Raw genomic sequence first — 22,904 nt, forward strand, 5'->3', positions numbered from 1 at the left:
AATTAGCGTGTTGAGTAGTTAAGTTTCAGGAACGCTTGTCCAGGATATTCGAGTATTTCGGATATAACCGCCGGATGCATTCAGGACAGATGTCATGGGTGAATTCGGCGTGGGTATGCTTCTCCAGATAATTCTCAACGGAGGTCCACTGTTCCTCTTCGTCCTTGATTTGTTTGCAGACAGCGCAAATAGGCAGCAGTCCACGCAATGTGCGCACTTCAGACAATGCCTTCTTCAATTGGTGTTCTGTCTTCCTCTGTTCGGTAATATCCATGTGTGCAATCAAAGCTAGATCGGTATCCAGAATTGTATTCGTGTGAGACAGAGGGGTGAGTTCCACGCGAAACCACCTCTCTTCGTTGTATACAGTATACACGCAGATATCATATGTATGATTTCGATTAAAGGGTATTCCGCGTTCTTTCAAATTCTGTGCGACAAGTGCCGTGTTTGCGTTCTTGCTTCGTATTGCCCAGGCTTCCGTCAGATGCAGGTAATGTGCATGATTAATATTCGCATCCGGGTATGGTGGTGATTGGCCGAGCCCCTGTTGCCAGGCGCGGTTACAACTGTGAATGATCCAATTATGATCAACGATGATGAGTTGGTGACGTATGGACTGGAACGACAGTCTCTCCAGATCGGATGTAACATGTCTCATGGATGGGACCCTCCTTTGACAGAAATCTTATCTCAGTTCATCTGGAATATCCAAAATATCAGCGACCATGTGCCTGAATCGGGTTGCTTTGCGTGTGCCGTGGATGAGATTGGATAAACGGTAGGGTGGGATGCCGTGCTGTTCACAAAAGGTCTTCTGGTCCACTTGTAGTTCGGTTAGCCGTCGTTTGATGGCCCATCCGAACGGAGTGACTGGTTTTTTCTTGTTCTTGTTCTTGTTCAAAAGGGTTCACCCCTGGTTAGAATGTAGTATTCAGTCGCCCTTTCTTCATGTAGAATATATAGAAATGCGAGCTGTATATTTCATTATATACGTAAATCCGTCATCTAACAATTAAAAAAGACGGAAAAAAGTGTATTTTGTGATGTTAAATGGCGTAAATACGTTAAATAAACAAATAAGATGACAAAAAACACGTCGGCAAGGAGGTTGCCGGCGTGTTTTTTAGTTTGTTTGATGAAGGGAAGGGGGCGGGTTTGTGGATCAAGAGGACTAGGCTCTGTAGGCATGAAGTCCAGCTCCAAGCATATGGAAACTGGGGAAAAATGATTTCATGGACATTGAGGTTGGCTGTGCCAGTCCATCCGCAGCCGAGGCGCTTACGGTATTCCATTCAGTCTCCAGATCTGAGGCCAGGCGTACCATCAGATCTTTGGTTATATCGTTATTCAGGGGAATGACTTTGGAGGCTTTGGTTATGCAGGCATTCATGGCTGAATGCAGGTAACCAAGGACCGCTTCCTCGACCGGGATGTCGAGGTGGTGGTTAATCCAGGCGTGAACAGTGGAGAGGCAGCCAACCGAATCATATTTGGCGAAGATCTGTTCGAGCTGGCTAAAATCAATCCAGGGGTGCAGAGCGCGTGCCAGTCTGATCAATCGTTTTCCCATGGCGGCAGCTTGTTCTCTGAGATCTCCAGGAGTTCGCTGAACATGGACCAGTTTATCGATCAGAGCTATCCGCCATGTATCCTTGTGATCTGCTGCGGTATAGATGCCTTTGATGGCCATGCCTTCAAGACGAACAATGCTGGGATGCAACTGACAACGCATGAATGATTCGAGATCTTCAGCATTACGAATGGTACCCTCCCTGATATGGATATCCATGCCGAAGGAATGGGTAAACCCTCCAACCTGAATAGAGGAATCAAGCAGTTTGACATAATCGAGCAGCTTATTCCCACGGTTCACAATCATTCGCCTCCTGTGTTCGTTAAATGTCATGTTAAATGACATTTATATTCCTTTTTGTTAACTTTATGTTTGAAAATCCGAATTATATGATAGTTATCATCCCATAAACGTCCGCTTTTTGTCAATAGTATCCGTTAAATTTAATGAATAGATTCTGATATTTAATATTTGTGTCATTTTATATAACTTATTATGTTATTTATGTGACGGAGTTCAGGGAGGACTATATATAAGGAAGGACTATATATAAATGAATCAACAAGATCGGCTCTTACCGAAAAAGAGGGGATCAAATCTAATAATATGCAGTTCATGGGTAAACATGACGAGAATATGCGTTTTTTGAGGAAAATGCCTAGCTAAAAAAGAAGGTTTAAAAAATACTTTACTTTTATTTCAGAACCCTGTATAATCAATTCTGTTGCCGATTATTTACGACATGCGGTCGTGGTGGAATGGCAGACACGCTATCTTGAGGGGGTAGTGGGCGTATGCCCGTGGAGGTTCGAGTCCTCTCGACCGCATCATATGAACGATGAAGAAGAAGCTTTCCATTAATGGAAAGCTTCTTTTTTTGCCTTTTTGAACAGTCTGGTACCAGAAGTTGAAAAAAGGCCATCCATTACCGGGGGTAATGGTGCTCTACCTTCCGGCTAAGGGTGGCCGATGTACTATTTTTGCAGCAAGTTCTTGATATCTTCTTCAATCTTGTCAGGTGTTGTTTTGGGAGCATAACGTTTAACTACCTGTCCGTTCTGATCCACAAGGAATTTGGTGAAATTCCATTTGATTGCTTTGGAGCCGAGCAGGCCGGGTGCTTCTTTGCTAAGGTGTTGGAAGAGCGGGTGAGCACTTGAGCCATTCACATCAATTTTCTCAAACATAGGGAAGCTCACGCCATAATTCATCTGACAGAACTCCGCGATATCGTCGGAAGAACCTTTTTCCTGGGCAAACTGGTTGCTTGGAAATCCAAGGACTTCAAATGGCGCATCCTGGAACTTGTCTTGCAGTTCTTGCAGACCTTTGAATTGAGGTGTAAGTCCGCATGAGCTTGCCGTATTCACAATCAGTAACACTTTATCACGGTAGTCGGACATTTCAACTTCTTGACCGCGAAGGGTATTCACTTTGTAATCGTAGACTGTCATCTCAATCGCCTCCATGATATCATCTGATACCTTTCATTATATTGGTTACAATTAAATAATGCAAAACTAATATGGTGTTAAAAGAATCAAAACTGGCAAGTTGTGCAGAATGCGTGAATGAATTGCGAAGTGATTTACGCGAGAGTGAGAATTAGATAGCCTTGACGAGGTGGATAGCGTATAACCGTATTGTAAGCGTTATTATATATGAATAATGGCGAAAATCTGCCGATTCGGTGATCTGTCCGGACTTTACACCGCCATGGCACGGGTGTATGATTCATATCGTAATTTCAATTTAAAACTAAATTGTACCTGAAAAACGAAACAAACGATAATATCGCTCAATCTTAACTTAAGATATACGAACGATGTTTTAATCGCTGAGTTTCCATTCATTCATGAGTGGGAAACGGGGGAACCAACGGAATGCGCTGTCCAGGACAGTAGGCATTCATGGGGTGAATTTTCCGGTGACAGCCGGAAATAGGGCGACTCTCGCGCCCGAATCCGTCAGCTAACCTCGTAAGCGTTAAAGGGAGAGGCAACAAGCCGTACGCTGGTTCATGGCGATTTCGCCATGGATTCTTTAAGAAGCGTTCGGGAGGCCTTGGTCCCCCACGCTTCTTTTTTGTTGTCTTTTCACGCCAAGGGAGGAACGAATGATGGATACTGAGATGATCTTAGTGACTGCTCCTAATGAAGCAGGACGCAAATTTATCAAATTGCTGATGTACAAAAAAATGCCGTTTGCCGTTCTAACCAACAGTGCAGGGGAAGAGCGCAGACTCCGTAGAATCGGAGTAGAACATGTCATTCGCATGAATACGGCTGCAGCTCAAAAATGGTTTTTGCCGCAGGCAAGCGTTGGTAACGTGTTTATTTTCGAGAACAGCCTGAATCTGACCTGTCGTTATTTACAGATCTGTCGATCGTGGACATCAAAATCCCTATGCGTCATTACGGAGCAAAGCCATCCGAAGGGGATCTATCGGGGAATGGGTGCAGACCGGATTGTATATTCACTCAATGGGGAAGTCGGCTTTCTCCTCAATGGGTAATGTCATAGCTTGAGATTGCTCAGGTGTAAGGTGCCTGTTATAATTGAATGTATCGATAAACGGAAATTTGAGGAGACTCGTGCATGATGGTGAGTCTTCTTTTTTATGGTTTTAAAGGTAGTTCAAAAAGTCCGCTTTTGATTACGAAGGATGCCTAGCGGCATCATCAGCATCGAATATGAAATTCAGCCGAAATGTCCGTTGCTCACGTAGTTTTCCCTACGCTCCGCTACTCCATTTCTAGCTTCATTCCATCTTCTCGATACTGAAAACCAGACTTTTTGAACACGAACTTTTAGATTGCCTGTGGCTTACAAGGAGGAATTGGCGTGCCGGATGTGGGTGGATTGAAGTGGTTGTTTTTTGATGTTGGAGATACGCTAGTGGATGAATGGGACCCGGTTGATGATATTATCGGACAGTTCGTTCGCGAAGCCGGTGCTTTGGGGTATCCGGTGAAGATTGAGGCGGTACGTGAATTGTTCGCGAACTGTTATCAGAAATATGAACAATGGCCCATGAGAGTGGCAATTCGCACATTCATTGAAGATGAAGGACATCAGAAACAGATTCAGGACAAGCTGAAGTTTAAAAAAGATCTTGAACGACCTTTTCCTTCAGCGGATTCCGTTCTTCAGCAGTTGTCGCGGTATTATCGCATTGGCATTATCGCCAATCAGAGTCCTGGAACGGAAGAAAGACTGGAGAGTTACGGACTGCGAAAGTATGTTGATGTTCTGGCATGCTCGGCTGAAGAAGGGGTGTCCAAGCCAGATCCAGAGCTGTACGCTGTAGCCCTGAAACAGGCGGGTTGTGCACCGGAGGAAGCCGTCATGATCGGGGATCGGATTGATAACGATATCATTCCTGCCCGGAAGCTGGGCATGCGTACGATTCGAATTATGCAGGGGTACGGAAGATTCCAGCCAGACCGATCGGATGACGAACGCGCGGATTGGACTGTGGATTCATTGGATGAACTCCTGCCTTTACTGGTGCCGGATCAGGAATAGATGATTATTTGTTAGAGCTCGGAGTTTTACTACAAAAAGAAACACCTCGCTGTACTGCAATAATAAAGGCTGATCAACTTGGTATTGAATACCGGAGTTGATCAGCCTTTTTGATGTTTAGTCGATATGACGAGATTAGAATAACCGGATCGTCTGAATGATCAGATATACATTCAACACAACGATAATTGCGGCAATGACCCATGAGATGATTTTGAGCCACAATTTGTTAGCGAATGCACCCATGCTTTTTTTATCACTCGTGAACATGACCAGAGGGATTACCGCAAAAGGTAATTGAAGAGACAGTACAACCTGACTCAAAATGAGCAGTTCTTCTGTGCCGTGTTCTCCTGCAATTGCTGTGACAATTACTGCCGGGATGATGGCGATCAGACGTGTGACCAGTCTGCGCAGCCAAGCCGGAATCCGAATGTTGAGGAAACCTTCCATAACAATCTGCCCTGCGAGTGTACCTGTAAGGGTGGAATTCTGGCCTGATGCTAACAGCGCCACACCGAACAGAATACTTGCGATTGTAGTCCCTAATAGGGGTGTAAGCAAGTGGTAGGCATCGGAGATCTCGGCAACCTGCGTCATGCCGGCACTATGGAATACAGCAGCTGATACAATCAGGATGGCCGCATTGATGAACAAGGCGAGTGTTAGCGCGATTGTAGAGTCCATAGTCGAATAACGAATCGCTTCTTTTTTGCCCTGTGGTGTCTGTTCGATCTGACGCGTCTGCACAATGGAAGAATGCAGATACAGATTATGCGGCATCACGGTTGCTCCTATAATACCAATGGCAATATAGAGCATGGCAGGGTTCTGCAGGATCTCCACATTTGGGACAAAACCATGGAGAACACCGCCCATATCCGGTTTTGCCAGGAACAGGTCAATCCCGAAGCAGAGGGCAATGGTGGCCATCAGCACGATGACGAGTGTTTCCAAGGCGCGGAAGCCTTTGTTTTGCAGTACAAGAATCAGGAGTACATCAACGGCGGTGATGATAACTCCGTACAACATGGGGATGTTAAATAAGAGCTTTAACGCGATGGCAGAACCGATGACCTCAGCCAGATCGGTAGCCGCAATGGCCAGTTCACACAGAATCCATAACATGACGACAACAGGCATGCTGAAGCGTTCGCGGCAGGCTTGGGCCAGATCCCGTCCAGTGACGATGCCAAGCTTTCCTGCCAACGATTGAAGTACAACGGCCATCATGTTCGAGAGCAGGATGACGGATAACAAAGTATACCCGAACTGCGATCCGCCTGCGATATCTGTTGCCCAGTTGCCGGGGTCCATGTAACCTACGGCCACGAGATACCCTGGCCCTACAAAAGCGAGAAATTTCTTCCACCATGCCGCATTCTGCGGTACTTTCATGGAACTATGTGCTTCTCCGAGTGAAGGGGCTATGCCTGCAGTAGACAATGATTCACTTGAAGGAGCGTTGAATGGATTTTTTTTACTCATACGTTTATCACCTGACTCTTTGGAATAGTGATGCGGGACGAACCGCTCAAGATATATCTAAATTTTTATGTTTATTGTTACATTGTACTCCTTCAATAATTTTTGTCTAGTGCAACTTTTATGTATTAACACAAAAATTATGTTCTAATTTGAAAATGCTCTTTTGTATATTACCCAACCCCGGAAAAAATACAGATATGTGGATAAGATGCATGAAAATAATAAAGATGTAAAAGCTGATAAAGATATAAAATGCGTTTCAAATTGAGCCAGAAGTTTAAATTGAATTGAAGGCATTTAAAACTATACGGATAAGGGAGAGATTCTTAATGGAAGCTTTATATACAGCAGTAGCGACAGTTAAAGGTGGACGTACAGGTTCGGTGACTTCTTCCGATGGCATGCTTAAACATGATCTGAAAATGCCCAAAGAGCTTGGAGGTTCCGGTGGTGAAGGTACCAACCCTGAACAGCTCTTCGCCGCTGGATATGGAGCATGTTATGAAAGTGCCCTTGCCAATGTAGCACGCAAAGCAGGCGTGAAATTGGAGGATGTGGTCGTTACAAGTAACGTATCCATTGGTAAAGACCCTGCGGATGACGGTTTCCAGTTATCTGTTCGTTTGGACGTGAGTATGCCTGGTGTGGATCACAGTCAAGCAGAAGAGCTGGCTCGCAAGGCACATGATTTCTGTCCATATTCCAAAGCGACACGTGGCAATATTGATGTTGTATTAAACGTAGTCTAAGATTTGACTCCCCCAATCAAAGGGGAACATATAGAGCAGGGTATCTCAGATACCTGATGTTCGTTCGTTTGAGTACAAAGCCCTGCTGGCCATCGGCAGGGTTTTGTGTTGATTATAATATAAGGGCAGGATGCAGGAGATCAGATGTCCAATCGCGTACTTTTTACATAATTGCACTCCCACTTCATGCTACACATTCCATAAAGGGGGAACGAAGATGAGTATTGAAGAGATGATCGAGCGCCGATTTGTATGTACAAAATGCAGGGGCACGGATTGTAACATTAAGGAAGTTTCCATGTCAGGAGCAGGCCTGAGCAAGATGTTCGATATACAACATAACCACTACCTGTTCGTGGCTTGTGCTTCCTGCGGCTATGTTGAAGTATTTGATCCGGATGTTTTGAAAGGTAAAAAACAAGGGCAGGTAGGGACGATTCTGGATATTCTGTTTGGCGGGTAGACATGCGCGAGTTGACATTGAACTGAATTTTCTTTAATATAACTTAGTACTGAGTAGTGTCATTGCATGAACCAAATTTGAATTAAACAGGTGATATCCATGTCTTATAGACCGCGTATTGCAGATTTAGAACTAGCTTATGGTAACAAGGAAGACGGATTGTACGAATTCAAAATGAATTTGGTAGACGGTACAAAATGCCGTGTATTCTACTCCCGTTCTCCGGAATGGAAGATGACCAATATCAGCCGTCTGCAGAAAACGCCTTGTCCAGTATGTCGCAAAGATTTCATTTGCAAATGTATGGACCAGTGGGCAAGTGACCTGCATCAACAAATGATCGATGACCAATGGATGGAAAAGGCAATTGCTGAGTAATTGTCGGACAAGATACGAGCGTGGGCACAATGCCTGCGCTCTTTTTCTTTATACTTCCTAACAATGCGTGTTCAAAAGTGGACTTTTTGAACCACCTCTATAATTAAATTTTAGAATTAGGAAACAAGATGGCTCAGATTGGGTAAGTTACTCTAACCGCAACAATAGGAGGCAGCCAATATGACAGCAAATCAAACGGATGTGCATCAGGGACATCCCATCGTACTGGTGGATGGCGTCTGTCACTTCTGCCAGGGCTTAACCAAATGGATTATCAAACGTGACCCGGAAGGGAAATATCATTTTGCTTCGCTCCAATCGGATGTGGCCAAGGAACTGCTGGTAAAGGGTAACCTGTCGACAGACAGTATGGATACTTTTGTTCTGATTGAGAATGGAAAATACTATACACGTTCAACGGCCGCACTGCGATTGGCTAAAGGTCTGAAGTTTCCTTATCCATTGTTATATGTGTTCATTATTGTACCGAAATTTATTCGCAATGCAGTCTATAACTGGGTTGCTCGTAACCGTTATCGCTGGTTTGGCAAGGATGAAGCATGCATGTTGCCTACCCCGGAGATCAAAGATCGATTTTTATGATTAATAACGGAAATAATTGGGTAATGACTACAGATCATATCTAATTTGGGAGGACAACAACTTGAAGAAGTGGACTACATTATTTATCGGGGCATTATTAGCAGTAAGCTTGGCAGCATGCGGTAACGACACAGATAATACAGCAACGCCGCCAGCCACTAACAACGAAACATCCAACGAGGGCAATACACCTGCAGAGCAGGAAACAAAGATCCCTACTTTGGACGAACTGATTACCAAAACCAATGCAGCAACGAAAGAAATGAAAAGCTTCACAACTGAAGCAAACATTGATCAGAATCTGAAACTGGATGCGGGTGAACAGTCCCAGGATCAACAGGTTAAAACATCGCTCAAGATGGATATTATCAAAGATCCAATGATGATCTATCAAGAGATGAAAATGGAAATGTCGGGACAGGAAGCTCAGAACGTGAAGCAGTATATCACTTCGGATAAAATCTACTCCCAAGTTGGGGACCAATGGGTTGCGATTCCTGAAGCTCAAACTGCTGCATTAATTGAGCAGATGAAAGCAAGCATGAATCCGGAAGGTGAATTGGAGCAATTCAAAAAGATCCAAGAAGATACTGAAGTAACTGAAGAAGGCGACAATTATGTGATTAACGCTGACGTATCCGGTGATAATGTAAAAGAGTTGGCCAAATCCGTAATGGAGCAAAACGGCTCGGATGCCCAGATGCAAGCGATGCTGGATCAGATGAATATCACCAGCATGAAGATGAAATACATGATCAACAAAGAAACGTATTTGCCGGCAGGTACGGATGTAACCATGGTCATGGAGATGGAACAGAATGAACAGAAAATGACGATGGACATGAAGATGACCAGTACATTCTCCAACCATGATCAAGTGGAAGAGATCAAGATTCCACAAGAAGCATTGGATAGCGCGAAGTAAATTGGCTGGCACAACTGCCCAAATGAAATGCTGAAGAACATAAGAAGCGATGGACGTACATCCTTGTGTACCGTTTACGCGCACCTCTGAATTAGATCTGTGTGAGCCACGAGGTTCACCGGATTCAAGCAGGGGTGTTTTTCTTTTTAAAAGAGAATATGTTCAGGCGTCAAGGTGTTATAGTATAGTCATAATGAAGCAGAGAGGGGAGACAAAAGATGATCGAATATGCACACATTCACCATGTTAGTCTGGCTGTACGAGATCTGGAAGTCGCGAAAAAATTCTATTCGGGGTTACTGGGAATGCAGGAGATTGAACGTCCGGCTTTTCGCTCCACAGGTACATGGTATGCCATCGGTAGCCAGCAGCTTCATCTGTTACAGCACCCGGAGGGTCACACGTTACGTGAGGCTGGGATTGATACAACGGACGGCCACTTTGCGATCTGGGTGACCAGTTATTCAGGGACTATCGCTTGGCTGGAGCAGCAGGGAATTGAGTACGAAGCCAGACCTGATAGTGTAGCGGGATTCGCGCAGATTTTTGTACTTGATCCCGACCGTAACATTATTGAGTTCGATTCACCCTATGAATCCTAAGGATGAAGGGTTAGAATAAATCCCTTGCTCCACCAGAAATTGTATGCTATATTATCCATACATTCATAGCACGTGACGGAAGCACCGTCCATATACTGCATATTCATGCGGTTATTGGGCGGTGCTTTTTTGTGCTTTCTGACAGGGAGGGAAGGGGAATTTGATTGTACTGAAGGTTGTTCTGGTTTCGAAGGATAGAGATTACATTAGCGCATGGCTGGATTTTGTGCAGGGGAGCTCGTCTGGTTTTCATGTTCGTTTCACGGCATTCTCCCAGGGGGATTCCTTCAGGGAGCATATGAATGAGCAAGAAGGTCGGGAATTACCGGATCTGGTTATTGCGGAACCGGAGTTTCTGAATGACTGGCTGAATAACGGGGGAGAAGGATCAGGTGTACCTTGGCTGATGCTTAGTGAAGGCATGGAAGAGGTGGATGAGGCCAAGCGGCTGTTGAAGTACCAACCTCTGCCTGCTTTGCTGGATGCTGTGATGCATGCCTGCCGGCAACCACGCCGCAAGAAGGTGCATCTTCCGGGACAAGAAACTCTCTCCATCGGTGTAGTATCCGCTTCGGGTGGAAGTGGCAAAACGGCGGTAGCCCTGCATATGGCGAAGCAACTGGGACTTGCGGGATATGCTGTTCTTTATCTGAATCTGGAGACGTTGGATAGTACGCTCCCTTTTCTGGAAAAGGGACTAACTAGAAGTGGGCAGCGCCAGCCTGATGCGGAGACGGGATTGTCACGCCTGTTATACGATCTGAAGGTGGGCAGAAAGGAATCCGGCAAGCAGTTACAGGCGCTATCGAAGGACGTGGATGGATATGTGGTCCGGCATGAAGCATTGAAATCCGATGTGTTCTGGCCATTATCGAATCGTAAAGAATTGTTGCAAATGACTCGTGAGGATACGTCGAATCTGCTTCGTTATTTAACCGATAGCGGACAATATGACATGCTGATTCTGGATGGGGACTCAGGTTGGGATGGGCGCAGTGAAGGGGTGCTGGATACAGCAGATGCATTTGTCTGGTTGGTTGAGGATGATATATCTGCCATGCATCGATGGGGACAATGGTTGCAGCATGCTGAGCGAACGAAGCCGGAGGTGTATGAAAGTATCATGGACCGATCACGTTTTGTAGTTAACAAATATCGGGACAATGTTATCAATGCACTTCCACGCCCTGATCTGCATCTGGATGCAGTGTTGCCCTATATCCCTTCTTGGAAACAACTCAGTCAGGAGGAAGTCCTGCTTAGTTCACCGATCTTCCAACGTGAAGTGAAGAGATTATGTGCCATGCTGGTACAAGATGGCGAAGAAGAATTGAAGCAGACGGGACGAATTCAGAAGCAGGATCGGTGGGCACTATGACGGATTCAACCCATAGAATACTGGATCGTGAAGAACAGTTTCAGATGATGCGCAGGGAAGTCAGAGCTGGGCTCGATTTAACCTCTTCAGCAGGAGATGATGAACTGTGGCAAGGGATAGAACGCAAAGTTCTCACCGACCCGAAGCTGGATGATCTGACCTCAGGAGAGCGTCACACGCTGGTACAGCGATTGTTTGACTCCTTTCGTGGATTGGATATTTTGCAGCCACTTGTGGATCATCCCGATATTACGGAAATTATGATCAATAGTCACAAGGAGATTTTTGTGGAGCAGGAAGGTGAAGTCAGCCAGATCACCCTTGAATTTGAGTCCAGGGAACGGCTTGAGGATATTATTCAGATGATTGTGTCTGGTGTAAACCGGATTGTGAATGAGTCTTCGCCAATCGTAGATGCCCGTTTAAAGGATGGTTCACGGGTCAATATCGTGTTGCCTCCCATTGCCTTGAAAGGCCCCACGATGACGATTCGTAAATTCCCCAGTGAACCGATGAAGATGTCCGATCTGATTGAAAAGGGAGCCCTGCATGAAGAAGCGGCAGAATTATTGCAGCAATTGGTACGGAGCAAATATAACATCTTCATTGGAGGGGGGACCGGATCGGGAAAAACGACCTTCCTGAACGCACTATCCCAGTTTATCCCTGCCGATGAGCGGATTATTACCATTGAGGATTCGGCTGAGTTACAGATTGTTACGGTACCCAATCTGGTGTCACTGGAAACGCGGAATGCCAATACCGAAGGCAAGGGGCAGATATCCATTCGGGATCTGATCAAGTCTTCCTTACGGATGCGTCCGAATCGGATTGTGATTGGTGAGGTAAGGGGCGCAGAAGCGCTGGATATGTTACAGGCCATGAACACAGGTCATGATGGATCTTTATCAACTGGGCACGCGAATACCATCTCGGACATGATTAGCAGACTGGAAACGATGGTGCTCAGTGGTGCGGATCTCCCCATTACGGTTGTAAGGCAGCAGATTAGTTCAGCAATTGATATTTTTGTACATCTGTCCCGGCTACGAGATCGCTCACGGCGGGTGACAGAGATTAGTGAAGTGATTGGCATGCAGAACGGTGAGGTTTTGCTGAACCCACTGTTTCGTTTCCAGGAGCAAGAAGAGCGTGAAGGCAAAATTATTGGTGGACTAATACAGGTTGGAAAGTTGAATCAGGTGGATAAAATTCAGATGGCTGGGCTCGGAGAATGGCTGGATGGATACATAGAACAATATAGTATGGAATCGGATTCATCAGATAACAACGTGAATTAAAGTTATTGGAAGGTGATTACTGTTGGGTGAAGCCAGACAGATGTTGACGGATTACACCGTATATACACTTTCCCGGAGACAGCAAATGGTCTGTATGCTGATTAGCGGTCTGTTGTTTTTTGGCATCGGAATTCTGTTCTACCATCACTGGTTGGCTGGGGCAATCCTGGCTGCAGGTTGTATATGGGTACCAAAACATTGGACTAAAGTGCTGCTGGAACGAAAAAGAATGACACTCAGTTTACATTTTAAACAAGCATTATATGCATTATCTTCGGCACTTGCCGCCGGAAAATCGGTGGAAAATGGATTCAAGGAATCCGTAGAGGATCTGCGAATGTTGAACCCGGAAGCAGATACCGATCTGATTCGTGAGTTCACGATATTGCGAACACGGATGGAGTATGGACAACCGATTGAAGAGGCACTACAGGACTTTTCGGATCGGGCACAGATTGAGGACATTACGAACTTTGCAGATGTGTTCATTACTTGTAAACGAACGGGCGGGGATCTGGTTGAAGTCGTGCGCCGCACCTCGGCTGTTATCGGGGAAAAGCTGGATATTCAGCAGGATATTATGGTCGCAGTGGCACAGAAGAAATTTGAATCCAAGGTCATGTTTGCAGCTCCATTTATTTTTTTGATATTTCTCAATCTGACCGCCAAGGACTTTATGGAGCCATTATATAGCGGGATGGGATATCTCGTCTCTACTGGTGCACTTGCAGTGTTGGCCTGCTGTTATCTGTGGATTAATCGCATTATGGATATCAAAGTATAAGGAGCTGAAACGATGCTGCTTCCCGTTATAGTCGCAGGGATGCTCGGAGCGGGATGGCTGGTACTGGATCGAACCCGGGGACAGACCTACCGGCATCTGCGCAAACTGGATATGGAAGGATTACGACTGAAGAAATTGCATGGCCCATTCCTGTTCATACTGGACAAGTTCGAGATTGGACGCAGATTGCCTGTGCTCATGTTTCGGATGCAACATGCCATTCAGAAAATGTATGGCATACAGCACAGTGGGGAGAAAACGATGCTCTATTGCGCTGAAATGTTAACCTACACGTGGCTTATGTTACTGGCAGGTTGTCTGTTAACACTTGTTGGAGATATGGGCATCGGAGGTATGGTGGGTGGACTGGCATTAGGAATAGCTTTACCTTTTGCACTCTATAAAGACCTCAATACCAAGGTCCAGCGGAGAGATCAGGACATCCTTATGGAGCTGCCCGAGCTATTGAACCGAATTGTTCTATTAGTAGGCGCCGGGGAGACCGTTCAGCGTGCCATCGTCCACTGTGTCACAAGCCAGGGGGAACGAGATCATCCGCTGTACAACGAACTCAGAAAAACCGTGGGAGATTGGAATAATGGCTACTCGTTTCAACAATCATTTGAACAGTTCAGTCGCCGCTGCGGTGTGCAGGAAGTGACGATCTTTACAACAACGGTGCTGCTGAATTTCCGGCGTGGGGGAGGTGACTTTGTATTGGCGCTGCGGGATCTGTCACATGTGTTGTGGGAGAAACGCAAGGCTGTCAGTCGGGCGAAGGGAGAACAGGCTTCTTCCAAACTGGTGTTTCCGATGGTACTTATCTTTTTTACAATTGTGGTCATGATCGGGACACCTGCTTTTATGATGATGAATATGTAGGAGGAATTGGGATGATGGAAGTATTGAAGAACAAGGTCAACGCATTTTGGAAGGAAGAGGACGGACTCGGCACGTTGGAGCTGATTCTGATCATTGGTGTTATTATCATTATTGCTTTGATATTCAAGAACCAAATCAAGACGTTAGTTGAAAGACTTTTGAAGAATGTTAGTGATAGAAGTAATGAATTTTTCGAATAACAAGTTCAAAAAGGAAGAAGGGAGCTTCACCGTTGAAGCCTCCCTGGTCTTCCCTGTTGTGCTGTTTATTTTGGTGTTACTGCTATTCTTCACCATGTACATGTATCAAAAGACATTCCTGAATCAACATGCCTATGCAGCTTCCGAACGTGCAGCTTATAGCTGGGACAACAGCCACAAGCAGGCGATGACAGGTGAATTTGTCGCTGGAGAACATGACAATCTGTACTGGAGACTGACGGATGATCGGATGCTCGGAGCACTGTTTGGCTGGGCGGGAGCGGACAACCAGGTTAGCGTTTCAATACCTGCTGGTGAAGGCGGAAGTCTCTCGGAACAGAAATTGGCACAAGCAGTTCAACATATGCCCTCAGCCATGAAAGGTACGATTGAGTATCAGAATTCTCTGATTCAGCGGAAAATAACGACCAAGCTGGAACAAGTGATTTCTTTGCCTCTTCCTTCCTTTTTGTTTGATTCAGGTAACCGGGTTCTAACTCAAGGATCATCTGCGGTTGTTGATCCGGTTGAATTCATTCGAACGGTAGATTTGGTCCGTTATTACGCAGCCAAGTTTAAAGGCAAGGGTGGTACGGCGACCAGTACAGCGGCAGAGGCCGGACAGGTTGTGCAGCATTTTGGCAAAAGCAAAAAATGAGAAAAGGAGGAGGGCGGAGCTGTTTAGAAAAAAAGACGGTGAGTTGGGAGCCGTAACCCTTTTTTTAATATTAATATTGGCGGGAGTTTATATGTTTGTCGCCATATTCATTGATTATGCTCGTATTGCTGCCTTCAAGGTGCAGACCGAACGAATGACTCATGCTGCAATGAGATCGGTCATGTCAGCCTATGACACCTCCCTGCGGGAGTATGGTTTATTCGGGTATGGTGACAGCAGTGGGGATGCAATTATGGCGAAAGTGCTGAATGATAGTGTGAAACCCTCGTCTGTAAAAGACAAATTTCCCATTCTGGATATCCAGTGGGATACAACTTCGCTGAACATGGAGCGTGAACTGGGAAGATACGATATATTTAATCGTCAGATTCAGGAGGATATGAAGTATCGGGCTCCGGTTGATTTTACCCTTGAAGTAATCAATCGGTTCAAACCGATGTCAGACGAGATGAAGGAAGCCGCGCACACGGTAGACTTGCTGAAGAAATTACAAAAGTTATATGACAAACGTGAAGAGTTGTTGGATGAGGCCATTGCCAATCAGACGGAATCGGCAGAGAAACTGAAGAATCTTCCGAAGTTGATTATGGACCCGCCTTCACAGGCTATCTACGATGAGATGCTGGAAGATACACCAGAGACTGCTGCCGAGGCAGCGGCACGTTATGCGGATTATCTGAACAAGCAAAGGGCGGACGAGGGATTGCCGTTCAGAGAGCAACAATACATATTGGAACTGGCTCGTTATCGGACGGGTGTTGGGAATGTGGTCACGGGCATCAGCATGATCATACAACCGGCGTTACAGGCCCATCAAACGAAGCTGGAGGAAGCACAGTCCAAGATCGAAGAAGCACGCAAGATCAATGAGGAAATGAAACGTGTGATCGCGGAGGGGGAGAACCGTTCGGAGAACGCCAGTTACGACAACGTGGGCAATTCGAATCTGCCTGGAACGAGCCCTGCATCTACAGGATCGGGCACTGAAGCCAAGAGTGCACGTTCTCTCGCTTCGGAGCTTGTGAGGGCAGATAGCCTGTTTGATCAGTTGAAGGCACGAGTGATTTCCCAGAACTCGGACTTCTCTAACGTCAGAAGAGACAACATGGAATTAAATACACAGCTTCGCAGTGTCACGGGTATGAGCGGTGTTCCGATTAAACCCGCGGTTAGACAGGCAAGCCAGATAACAGAACGATACATGGATACTTATGTGCGCAGCGGCCCTGCTAACCTCATCGAACAGAGTAAACAGCAGCTGGAGAGTGGTCGTGGTTCGGACGCCCAGCGTAAAGCGAATGATAAGGAATCCAAAGGGAAATTAAAGGAAGTTAAACGAATCTTGTCGCAGATTCAGAGTGGAAGTTCAGGTTCCATGGACGCTTTCAAACAGCTGGAGGAGTATTACAACGCTAATATAGCTTTTAATGAGGCTAGTCGTGAGGAGTCCAAAAAGGCAGAGATTGCTGGTGATCCCTATGACTCTGGTGGCGATGCCGTGAAGGGAATGGACAGTTTGTTTGGCGGGATGTCAGGTCTGCTGGATAGCCTGGGTGATGAATTATTCCAAAATGAATACGCTCTAGCCTATTTCAATTCCATGGATTTTGGTCAGCTATTTACCTGGACTGAAGGTGGTGGAGATGCGGGTGATGTTTTCAAATTGGAGAATCAGGAACTGGAGTATATCGTATACGGGTTTCATAATCCATCGGGTAACATCGCAGCGGCATATGCGGAAATCTTCGGGATGCGCCTCGCTATTCGAACCGCAGAAGGATTAATTGAACACAGCAAGCTGGGAAATCCACTTTTGGTGTTATCGGCAGCCATTTTATATGGAATTACAAACGCTATTGCGGATATGGTGAAACTTGCAAAAGAGGGCAGTGTGGAACTGTCCAAATATATCAAAGTCAAATTGACGTATAGGGACCATCTTCGATTGTTCCTCTTGATGCACAGCAACAATGAACGCAAAATGTCCAGAATGCTGGCGTTAATTCGATTGAATACGGGTGTGAATACGGATGAGAAACAGACGTACGCTTCGGGTAACATGCGAAGTAGCATCAAGCTGTGGTTTTTGCCAGGGGTGGTTAGAAGCATAGGTGCAGTTATGGGTAGTGAGGATCAGGTTGAAGGTGGGCGATTTTTCATTGAGCGGAAGGCGGATTATTCCTATTGAGTGATCGGGATTGTTTCGGTGGAGGGATTATGGATAAGCAGCAACGATATGAAAAAGAAAACGCACAATTACAGATTCGTTTAACCAGAATAATCAGATTGCAACGTTTGAAGTCTCTGAATAATCACATATGTTCTCCGAAAAAGGAACAGGGCAGCATGGTTCTGGAAGCCTCACTGGTGTTGCCTGTCTTTCTGTTCTTTATCATGTTTCTCATCTTCATTGTGCAAATGACTTTAATCTCCACAGCGCTACAGAGCACAGCAGGGGAAGCGGTGAAGCAGTTATCAACGAAAATATATCCTGTTTCCCTTGCATTCACACCTTCTGATTCTGCCGGTGGTGAAGGCTCTGGAGGAGGGTGGAAGATACCGGAGTTGTCTCTGACGGAATGGGCAGAAGGTTATGCTTCTTCTCTGCCCGAGCCATTAAGTGATTGGGTACGTTCAGCAGCGGCCAGTGGTGAACAACCACTACAGGAGATTAAGACATCCGTCTTGGAAACCGTGCTTGATCCCACGGTAAAACCACTGCTTCAACCCTTTATCGAGCCAACTCTGCTGAATATGGAACGGGTTCATGTGAATGGGATTTCCATACCTGATCTCAAAAACAAAACAAATCCATATTTCCGACTGGAACTGAGTTATGAATTGCCGGTAAAAGTCCCCTTTCTCAGTAAACCGCTTCGGATTCAGGCTGCTGCGGCAGAACGGGTATGGATTGGAGATACCGGAGAAGGGGCAGATGGCAGCGCAGGGAGCGGGGATACTGCCGGTTCAGCAACGGTATTGTCTAAGCCTGACCCGGCTTACATAGGCAACAATGCAACGATCAAGGTGAAGGTAGAACCAGGAGCGAGCGCCAATTTAACGATATTTTACAAGTCAGGTGAAAGTTCTGCGAAGCACATCGGATGGGCCACCGCAGATGAGAATGGAATAATTGAATGGACCTGGTTTGTTGGCACTCGGACAACAGAAGGAACATGGAGTTTTGTTGTCGAGACAGGAGACGGTACCAAGACGGAGACTACGTTTAACGTGGCTTCCAGAAAATAAGGAAGGGGATGATAGAGTGGAGTGGTTCTACATTGCCTGTGGCATATACATTATTGCAGCTTTTATTACTGACATACGATCCATGAAAATTCCAAATCGATTAACTTTACCCGTGACTGTTGCAGGTGTACTGGCCCATATCATATGGGGAGGTTGGGATGGGTTCTTATTCTCGGCTGCTGGATTTGCAGCAGGTTTTGGTATTTTGTTTCTGATGTATGTCATTGGCGCAGTAGGGGCAGGAGATGTGAAATTGTTTGGTGCGATTGGCGCATGGACGGGGTTTGCTTTTGGCATTCATGTGATTATTTACTCTGTTTTGTATGCAGGAGCTATTGGTTTAGTGATACTTCTATTCCGCAAGGACTCAGCGAAACGAATTCGTGGCATGGCAGGCAATCTTGCCGGTTTTTTCATGCTTGGTTCCCTCAAGCTGCTGAACACAGAGAAGACATTAAAGTTTCCATTTATGCTGGCCGTATTGCCTGGATTTATCACGGTGCTTATTTCAGGACTTTTCCCTTGAGTGAAGGAGTAAAGAAGTTTTGAGAGTAACAGTGATAGAAGATGGCACTACAATAGGAGTGGCAGAGTGTAACATATTGTAACTAAAACTTATATCAACTAAACTTTTTAAACTTTCTTTAGTTGATCCTATATAACAATGGAAAGAGAGGATTGGCATGTATGGATTAACGAGAGATTTTATTCGTAACGGCGGAGCGTTTATGGTTTTGGAGAAAGAGGACGGACTACGAATGGAGGAATTGAGCCGGGTACAGATGGGCATGCTGTCCTCCAATCAGATTCCGCGACTTCTTCCTGTTCATATTCGGGAAGTGGACCGAAATGTAACTTTGCAGTACGACATATCGGGGTACAAGATGTTATCCCAGATGTTAAAGTCAAGCAAAATCAAGTTGCGTGTTCTATATGGTCTGTTGTTCCAGCTAGCCGATGCCTTCACGGAATGTCGACAATATATGCTGGAGCCCCGTAAATTATTGATTCAGGAGGAGTACTTGTTCATCAACGGTTCATTCGAACAGGGTGAGCTTGGCATAGTCTATGTACCAATCATGGATACGGTTGAATTTGATCCAACGCCTCAGCAATTCCGTGAGCTGGTAATCAGGCTGATGGCCCATGTACAGGAATTGCAGGGTGAAGGCATTCAGCGTGTTCTACAGTTGTGTGACAATGAACGCTGGGATATCAGACAGCTGCGAGAGCTCTTGCTGGAATTGTACGCGGACGAGCAAGAGAATGGAGGAAGTGCAGCATTTCTTTCGTCCAGAACATCGGAAAACGTCAATGATCTACGAGGTAATTTTCATTCGTCAATTACTGGGCGGGATAACAGGCAATCCACTAGTTATTCTCGTCCAGATCAACCTGGTGCGCCTGTTCAAAAGGTTGCTGCGGAGCCCGTGCTAAATTTCCGTCAGACACAGAAAACGAGTGAATCCGAGGTTGAAGACTTTCCGATGAGATCTCGAACCTTTTCAGGCAGGCGCTCACCTGAACAATCTTCATTGGAGAGTTCAAACAGCATGGATAAGAGACGAAGTAACCCGCATAATTCTGATTCGCTAGAGCCCGTTGATATGGAAGTAGAGGAAAAGCCTACAACCTCCAAAATAACCTATGTCATATTGGGCTGCATGGTAGCCATGGCATTGGTATGGAGATTCATATACATGGAGCAACCGGGACAGACGCAGATGATCCTGTGCATGGTACTGAGCCTTGGTTTGCTTGGTGTAGCAGGATGGACTTGGAAGCGTAAGGGAATCACTCATAATGAACCAGAAAATAAGCGGACTTTTTCATTCAATTTAGGTAAGAACAAAGGGAAGCAGACGGAAGAAGAAGAGGAACCGTTTCAGGAGAGTTGGCGCTGGAATACAGCTGAAAGGCCGGTGGAACGCATAAACCAAACGATTGCATCCGCGTCAGAAGGTGGTAGTGAGCATTCCCATTATCAAAGCCTGCATATGACACCTGAACACTCTGATCCACCGTTCGTTCAGCGCCATGTGGAATCGGTAGCTTCAACTTCAGAGTTAATCCGGCATGATACAGTTGCGGAAGCAACCGTGAATCTGCAGAATCTGACCAAAGGTAACTTTAATGGGGAAGGGCCGGTGAAGGCGTCTTATTATCTTGAACGAAGATCGGGAAGCAGTGACCAACATGAACGGATGGATGTGCAAGGAGCATCTTTTGTCATCGGAAGATCAGCCGACATGGTTCAGTGGGTCGATACAGCGACCGGTGTGTCCCGTGCTCATGTGGAATTGAGCCGGAACAAATCGGGCTATGTCATTAAGGATCTGGGTTCAGTGAATGGAACTATTCTTCAGGGTAATATTCTTGCTCCTTATAAGGAGTATCCCTTGGCGGATGGAGATACATTTACATTGGCGGAATCTGTCTACATTTATCGGTCGGTTGGATAAGCAAAGATCTGTCCCGCAGTTGTATTAATCAGATAATCCACGATGCTTCAAGTCTTCCAGCGCTTGAGTTAACGTAGGGAAGGTGAATTGGAATCCGTGGTCGAGTGCTTTTTGCGGAATGACTCTCTGCCCTTGAAGCAAAACAACGGATAGTTCACCAACTAAGGTTTTAATTAAGAAACCGGGTACGGGGAACCAGTGAGGGCGATGATATACCTTGCCCACCGTGCGACCGAATTCATCATTGGTGACAGGGTTCGGGGAGGAAGCATTGACCGGACCTGACACTTGTTTATTTTGAATGCTAAAATCAATGAGTCTTACGATATCCATAATGTGAATCCAGCTGGTCCACTGTCTTCCACTGCCGATTTTGCCGCCAAAACCCAGCATATAAGGAAGTTTCATCAATGGAAAAGCACCTTTTTTATGACCGAGAACCAGACTCACCCGGATTTTAACGAGTCTTACATTTTTGATTGCATCTGCAGCAACTTCCCACTGTTCCGAGACCCGGGATGGGAAATTCATGGATTTTTGCGGACTGCTTTCGTCAAAGGTTTCGTTCGGTGAGGTTCCATAGATGGCCATGGCAGAAGCCTGAACGACCACTTCCGGCTTTTGCTCCAGGGTTTCTACCAATCGGGCTACCCGCGCTACGGTCGTTACTCGGGATTCAACAATCTCCAGCTTCGCCTTGGTTGTCCAGCGTTGATTCAGCGTTTCTCCAGCAAGGTTAACGAGAGCGTCCATACCTTCCAGCAAGTGAGGTTGTTCTTCGACTTGCTCCCATGATATATATGTAAGATTTTTACTTGGATTATGCAGGTCAGGCAGTTTTCGTGTAATAACTTTCACATGGTGCCCGGCTTGCAGCCAGTAATCTACAAGTGCTCCTCCCACAAATCCGGTACCTCCACAAATGGCAATTTTCATATCAAACATCCTCTCTATATTTAACTGCCCTGATATACACCCATGAATCGACAAACAGCCCCGTACGGTAAGCAATGCTTGTTGGGAACGACTTACCTGACGGAGCATATCTGTACATTAACCAAATCTATATATGGCTTAACTTATCTTTGTACTTTATTTAATCAAATGTTGATAAGGGGAATAATCGATTTTGTTTTTCTCCAAGAATTTTACCAAAAACTTATTATCCCGCTTCGGGGTGGCAATAATGTATCCTTTGATACAATGATCTCTCGATACTTCCGTGGCGTTGTCTTCAACTGCAATTTTACCGATCTCTGCAGCAATGGAATGTTTGGCGATGTCACGAAATGGCCCAGGTACAGGCTCGACGAGTTGATCCAAAAAAGCTTTGGCTTCATCCGTCCACAAGTGACGGCTGGTTTCCACCCAATAATTTTGCCAATCCAGTTTGGACTTTCCGTCTGCTTTGGGTAGCACTTTCAAAAACTTGCGCATCATGAAAAATCCACCGATACACATGCTGCCAAGCAATAAAAAAGTCCAGAATGCGATCGTATTCATAAACCAGTTGCTGGGGGAACTGCTGGTCAGTATCATTGTGTAGGAGTCGAAAATCATTGCGGAGTCACCTCGGTTCATTGATTTTCACGGAAAGACGGATTCCGCCTACCCATGTTCCATAAATTAGCTGTCAAAAATAGCCTCTATCCCGAAT

25 protein-coding genes, 1 tRNA gene and 1 riboswitch are annotated in these 22,904 nt (G+C 45.7%); of the genes, 19 read left to right on the plus strand and 7 right to left on the minus strand.

Annotation, left to right across the window (positions count from 1 at the left end):
• Nucleotides 1-25: 25 nt before the first annotated feature.
• The 3 genes from NLBNIHML_RS24485 to NLBNIHML_RS24495 form a co-directional block, all read right to left on the minus strand.
• Nucleotides 26-661: a nitrogen regulation protein NR(II) gene (locus NLBNIHML_RS24485; protein WP_339240387.1), complete on the minus strand. Its 636-nt coding sequence runs from the start codon at nucleotides 659-661 to the stop codon at nucleotides 26-28.
• Nucleotides 662-688: 27 nt separating this feature from the next.
• The gene (locus NLBNIHML_RS24490; protein ID WP_494352985.1) at nucleotides 689-904 is read right to left on the minus strand and encodes an XRE family transcriptional regulator; all 216 of its coding nucleotides are present in this window, start codon (nucleotides 902-904) and stop codon (nucleotides 689-691) included.
• Between the two features lie 270 nt (nucleotides 905-1,174).
• On the minus strand, nucleotides 1,175-1,876 hold the full coding sequence (locus NLBNIHML_RS24495) for an urease accessory protein UreF (RefSeq protein ID WP_339240388.1): 702 nt from the start codon (nucleotides 1,874-1,876) through the stop codon (nucleotides 1,175-1,177).
• 444 nt (nucleotides 1,877-2,320) lie between these two features.
• Here NLBNIHML_RS24495 and NLBNIHML_RS24500 point away from each other — a divergent pair.
• Nucleotides 2,321-2,403: transfer RNA gene (locus tag NLBNIHML_RS24500), tRNA-Leu, on the plus strand.
• A gap of 147 nt (nucleotides 2,404-2,550) precedes the next feature.
• On the opposite strand, the gene NLBNIHML_RS24505 is transcribed toward NLBNIHML_RS24500, so the two are convergent.
• Nucleotides 2,551-3,030, minus strand: a complete 480-nt coding sequence (locus tag NLBNIHML_RS24505) for a glutathione peroxidase (RefSeq protein ID WP_215076520.1) — start codon at nucleotides 3,028-3,030, stop codon at nucleotides 2,551-2,553.
• A gap of 371 nt (nucleotides 3,031-3,401) precedes the next feature.
• Nucleotides 3,402-3,577, plus strand: a riboswitch (cyclic di-AMP (ydaO/yuaA leader).
• 115 nt (nucleotides 3,578-3,692) lie between these two features.
• Here NLBNIHML_RS24505 and NLBNIHML_RS24510 point away from each other — a divergent pair.
• On the plus strand, nucleotides 3,693-4,091 hold the full coding sequence (locus tag NLBNIHML_RS24510) for an HAD family hydrolase (protein WP_339240389.1): 399 nt from the start codon (nucleotides 3,693-3,695) through the stop codon (nucleotides 4,089-4,091).
• A gap of 329 nt (nucleotides 4,092-4,420) precedes the next feature.
• Nucleotides 4,421-5,104: an HAD family hydrolase gene (locus tag NLBNIHML_RS24515; protein ID WP_339259509.1), complete on the plus strand. Its 684-nt coding sequence runs from the start codon at nucleotides 4,421-4,423 to the stop codon at nucleotides 5,102-5,104.
• A 135-nt stretch (nucleotides 5,105-5,239) separates the two neighbouring features.
• Here the strand turns inward: NLBNIHML_RS24515 and NLBNIHML_RS24520 are convergent, their stop codons facing one another.
• Nucleotides 5,240-6,502: an Nramp family divalent metal transporter gene (locus NLBNIHML_RS24520; RefSeq protein ID WP_494354758.1), complete on the minus strand. Its 1,263-nt coding sequence runs from the start codon at nucleotides 6,500-6,502 to the stop codon at nucleotides 5,240-5,242.
• Nucleotides 6,503-6,921: 419 nt separating this feature from the next.
• Here NLBNIHML_RS24520 and NLBNIHML_RS24525 point away from each other — a divergent pair, with 419 nt between their 5' ends.
• The 16 genes from NLBNIHML_RS24525 (at nucleotide 6,922) to NLBNIHML_RS24600 (ending at nucleotide 21,247) form a co-directional block, all read left to right on the plus strand.
• On the plus strand, nucleotides 6,922-7,341 hold the full coding sequence (locus tag NLBNIHML_RS24525) for an organic hydroperoxide resistance protein (RefSeq protein ID WP_339240392.1): 420 nt from the start codon (nucleotides 6,922-6,924) through the stop codon (nucleotides 7,339-7,341).
• 217 nt (nucleotides 7,342-7,558) lie between these two features.
• Complete coding sequence (locus NLBNIHML_RS24530) at nucleotides 7,559-7,804, plus strand: zinc ribbon domain-containing protein (protein WP_036610816.1); 246 nt, start codon at nucleotides 7,559-7,561, stop codon at nucleotides 7,802-7,804.
• A 99-nt stretch (nucleotides 7,805-7,903) separates the two neighbouring features.
• Complete coding sequence (locus NLBNIHML_RS24535; protein ID WP_253431871.1) at nucleotides 7,904-8,182, plus strand: hypothetical protein; 279 nt, start codon at nucleotides 7,904-7,906, stop codon at nucleotides 8,180-8,182.
• 180 nt (nucleotides 8,183-8,362) lie between these two features.
• Nucleotides 8,363-8,785: a thiol-disulfide oxidoreductase DCC family protein gene (locus tag NLBNIHML_RS24540; protein WP_339240394.1), complete on the plus strand. Its 423-nt coding sequence runs from the start codon at nucleotides 8,363-8,365 to the stop codon at nucleotides 8,783-8,785.
• Between the two features lie 61 nt (nucleotides 8,786-8,846).
• Nucleotides 8,847-9,710, plus strand: coding sequence for a DUF6612 family protein (locus NLBNIHML_RS24545; RefSeq protein ID WP_494352986.1), 864 nt, complete (start codon nucleotides 8,847-8,849; stop codon nucleotides 9,708-9,710).
• A gap of 218 nt (nucleotides 9,711-9,928) precedes the next feature.
• Nucleotides 9,929-10,312, plus strand: coding sequence for a VOC family protein (locus tag NLBNIHML_RS24550; RefSeq protein WP_339240396.1), 384 nt, complete (start codon nucleotides 9,929-9,931; stop codon nucleotides 10,310-10,312).
• A gap of 160 nt (nucleotides 10,313-10,472) precedes the next feature.
• Nucleotides 10,473-11,690 (plus strand): nucleotide-binding protein, encoded by a 1,218-nt coding sequence (locus NLBNIHML_RS24555; RefSeq protein WP_339259514.1) that lies wholly within the window; start codon nucleotides 10,473-10,475, stop codon nucleotides 11,688-11,690.
• Complete coding sequence (locus NLBNIHML_RS24560; protein ID WP_494352987.1) at nucleotides 11,687-12,991, plus strand: TadA family conjugal transfer-associated ATPase; 1,305 nt, start codon at nucleotides 11,687-11,689, stop codon at nucleotides 12,989-12,991. The genes NLBNIHML_RS24555 and NLBNIHML_RS24560 overlap by 4 nt, the downstream gene beginning before the upstream one ends.
• Nucleotides 12,992-13,031: 40 nt before the next feature.
• A complete protein-coding gene (locus tag NLBNIHML_RS24565; RefSeq protein WP_494354759.1) occupies nucleotides 13,032-13,775 on the plus strand; it encodes a type II secretion system F family protein in 744 nt (247 codons plus the stop codon).
• Nucleotides 13,776-13,787: 12 nt separating this feature from the next.
• Nucleotides 13,788-14,657 (plus strand): type II secretion system F family protein, encoded by an 870-nt coding sequence (locus tag NLBNIHML_RS24570; RefSeq protein WP_339259617.1) that lies wholly within the window; start codon nucleotides 13,788-13,790, stop codon nucleotides 14,655-14,657.
• A gap of 11 nt (nucleotides 14,658-14,668) precedes the next feature.
• On the plus strand, nucleotides 14,669-14,857 hold the full coding sequence (locus NLBNIHML_RS24575) for a Flp1 family type IVb pilin (protein ID WP_494352988.1): 189 nt from the start codon (nucleotides 14,669-14,671) through the stop codon (nucleotides 14,855-14,857).
• Nucleotides 14,841-15,515: a TadE/TadG family type IV pilus assembly protein gene (locus NLBNIHML_RS24580; RefSeq protein WP_494352989.1), complete on the plus strand. Its 675-nt coding sequence runs from the start codon at nucleotides 14,841-14,843 to the stop codon at nucleotides 15,513-15,515. Before NLBNIHML_RS24575 ends, NLBNIHML_RS24580 begins: the two co-directional genes overlap by 17 nt.
• A gap of 91 nt (nucleotides 15,516-15,606) precedes the next feature.
• Nucleotides 15,607-17,724 (plus strand): hypothetical protein, encoded by a 2,118-nt coding sequence (locus NLBNIHML_RS24585; protein WP_494352990.1) that lies wholly within the window; start codon nucleotides 15,607-15,609, stop codon nucleotides 17,722-17,724.
• A gap of 29 nt (nucleotides 17,725-17,753) precedes the next feature.
• Complete coding sequence (locus tag NLBNIHML_RS24590) at nucleotides 17,754-18,785, plus strand: pilus assembly protein (protein WP_494352991.1); 1,032 nt, start codon at nucleotides 17,754-17,756, stop codon at nucleotides 18,783-18,785.
• Nucleotides 18,786-18,801: 16 nt separating this feature from the next.
• Entirely contained in the window at nucleotides 18,802-19,311 is a 510-nt protein-coding gene (locus NLBNIHML_RS24595) for an A24 family peptidase (protein WP_339259627.1), read from the plus strand.
• Nucleotides 19,312-19,468: 157 nt separating this feature from the next.
• A complete protein-coding gene (locus tag NLBNIHML_RS24600) occupies nucleotides 19,469-21,247 on the plus strand; it encodes a DUF6382 domain-containing protein (RefSeq protein WP_494352992.1) in 1,779 nt (592 codons plus the stop codon).
• A 24-nt stretch (nucleotides 21,248-21,271) separates the two neighbouring features.
• Here the strand turns inward: NLBNIHML_RS24600 and NLBNIHML_RS24605 are convergent, their stop codons facing one another.
• The gene (locus NLBNIHML_RS24605) at nucleotides 21,272-22,183 is read right to left on the minus strand and encodes a TIGR01777 family oxidoreductase (RefSeq protein WP_339259631.1); all 912 of its coding nucleotides are present in this window, start codon (nucleotides 22,181-22,183) and stop codon (nucleotides 21,272-21,274) included.
• Between the two features lie 156 nt (nucleotides 22,184-22,339).
• Nucleotides 22,340-22,807 carry a DUF2621 domain-containing protein gene (locus NLBNIHML_RS24610; protein WP_339259632.1) on the minus strand — a complete coding sequence of 156 codons (468 nt, stop codon included), beginning with the start codon at nucleotides 22,805-22,807 and terminating at the stop codon, nucleotides 22,340-22,342.
• Nucleotides 22,808-22,904: the final 97 nt, after the last annotated feature.

Source organism: Paenibacillus sp. JNU01, from assembly GCF_059130585.1.

Bases quoted from the DNA above. Each gene is read 5' to 3' on its own strand.
- NLBNIHML_RS24580 (WP_494352989.1), top strand. From the start codon at position 14,841: ATGAATTTTTCGAATAACAAGTTCAAAAAGGAAGAAGGGAGCTTCACC.
- NLBNIHML_RS24550 (WP_339240396.1), top strand. From the start codon at position 9,929: ATGATCGAATATGCACACATTCACCATGTTAGTCTGGCTGTACGAGAT.
- NLBNIHML_RS24530 (WP_036610816.1), top strand. From the start codon at position 7,559: ATGAGTATTGAAGAGATGATCGAGCGCCGATTTGTATGTACAAAATGC.
- NLBNIHML_RS24600 (WP_494352992.1), top strand. From the start codon at position 19,469: ATGTATGGATTAACGAGAGATTTTATTCGTAACGGCGGAGCGTTTATG.
- NLBNIHML_RS24590 (WP_494352991.1), top strand. From the start codon at position 17,754: ATGGATAAGCAGCAACGATATGAAAAAGAAAACGCACAATTACAGATT.
- NLBNIHML_RS24540 (WP_339240394.1), top strand. From the start codon at position 8,363: ATGACAGCAAATCAAACGGATGTGCATCAGGGACATCCCATCGTACTG.
- NLBNIHML_RS24570 (WP_339259617.1), top strand. From the start codon at position 13,788: ATGCTGCTTCCCGTTATAGTCGCAGGGATGCTCGGAGCGGGATGGCTG.
- NLBNIHML_RS24585 (WP_494352990.1), top strand. From the start codon at position 15,607: ATGTTTGTCGCCATATTCATTGATTATGCTCGTATTGCTGCCTTCAAG.
- NLBNIHML_RS24525 (WP_339240392.1), top strand. From the start codon at position 6,922: ATGGAAGCTTTATATACAGCAGTAGCGACAGTTAAAGGTGGACGTACA.
- NLBNIHML_RS24560 (WP_494352987.1), top strand. From the start codon at position 11,687: ATGACGGATTCAACCCATAGAATACTGGATCGTGAAGAACAGTTTCAG.
- NLBNIHML_RS24535 (WP_253431871.1), top strand. From the start codon at position 7,904: ATGTCTTATAGACCGCGTATTGCAGATTTAGAACTAGCTTATGGTAAC.
- NLBNIHML_RS24510 (WP_339240389.1), top strand. From the start codon at position 3,693: ATGATGGATACTGAGATGATCTTAGTGACTGCTCCTAATGAAGCAGGA.
- NLBNIHML_RS24605 (WP_339259631.1), bottom strand. From the start codon at position 22,183: ATGAAAATTGCCATTTGTGGAGGTACCGGATTTGTGGGAGGAGCACTT.
- NLBNIHML_RS24505 (WP_215076520.1), bottom strand. From the start codon at position 3,030: ATGACAGTCTACGATTACAAAGTGAATACCCTTCGCGGTCAAGAAGTT.
- NLBNIHML_RS24575 (WP_494352988.1), top strand. From the start codon at position 14,669: ATGATGGAAGTATTGAAGAACAAGGTCAACGCATTTTGGAAGGAAGAG.
- NLBNIHML_RS24485 (WP_339240387.1), bottom strand. From the start codon at position 661: ATGAGACATGTTACATCCGATCTGGAGAGACTGTCGTTCCAGTCCATA.
- NLBNIHML_RS24520 (WP_494354758.1), bottom strand. From the start codon at position 6,502: ATGAAAGTACCGCAGAATGCGGCATGGTGGAAGAAATTTCTCGCTTTT.
- NLBNIHML_RS24565 (WP_494354759.1), top strand. From the start codon at position 13,032: ATGTTGACGGATTACACCGTATATACACTTTCCCGGAGACAGCAAATG.
- NLBNIHML_RS24610 (WP_339259632.1), bottom strand. From the start codon at position 22,807: ATGATTTTCGACTCCTACACAATGATACTGACCAGCAGTTCCCCCAGC.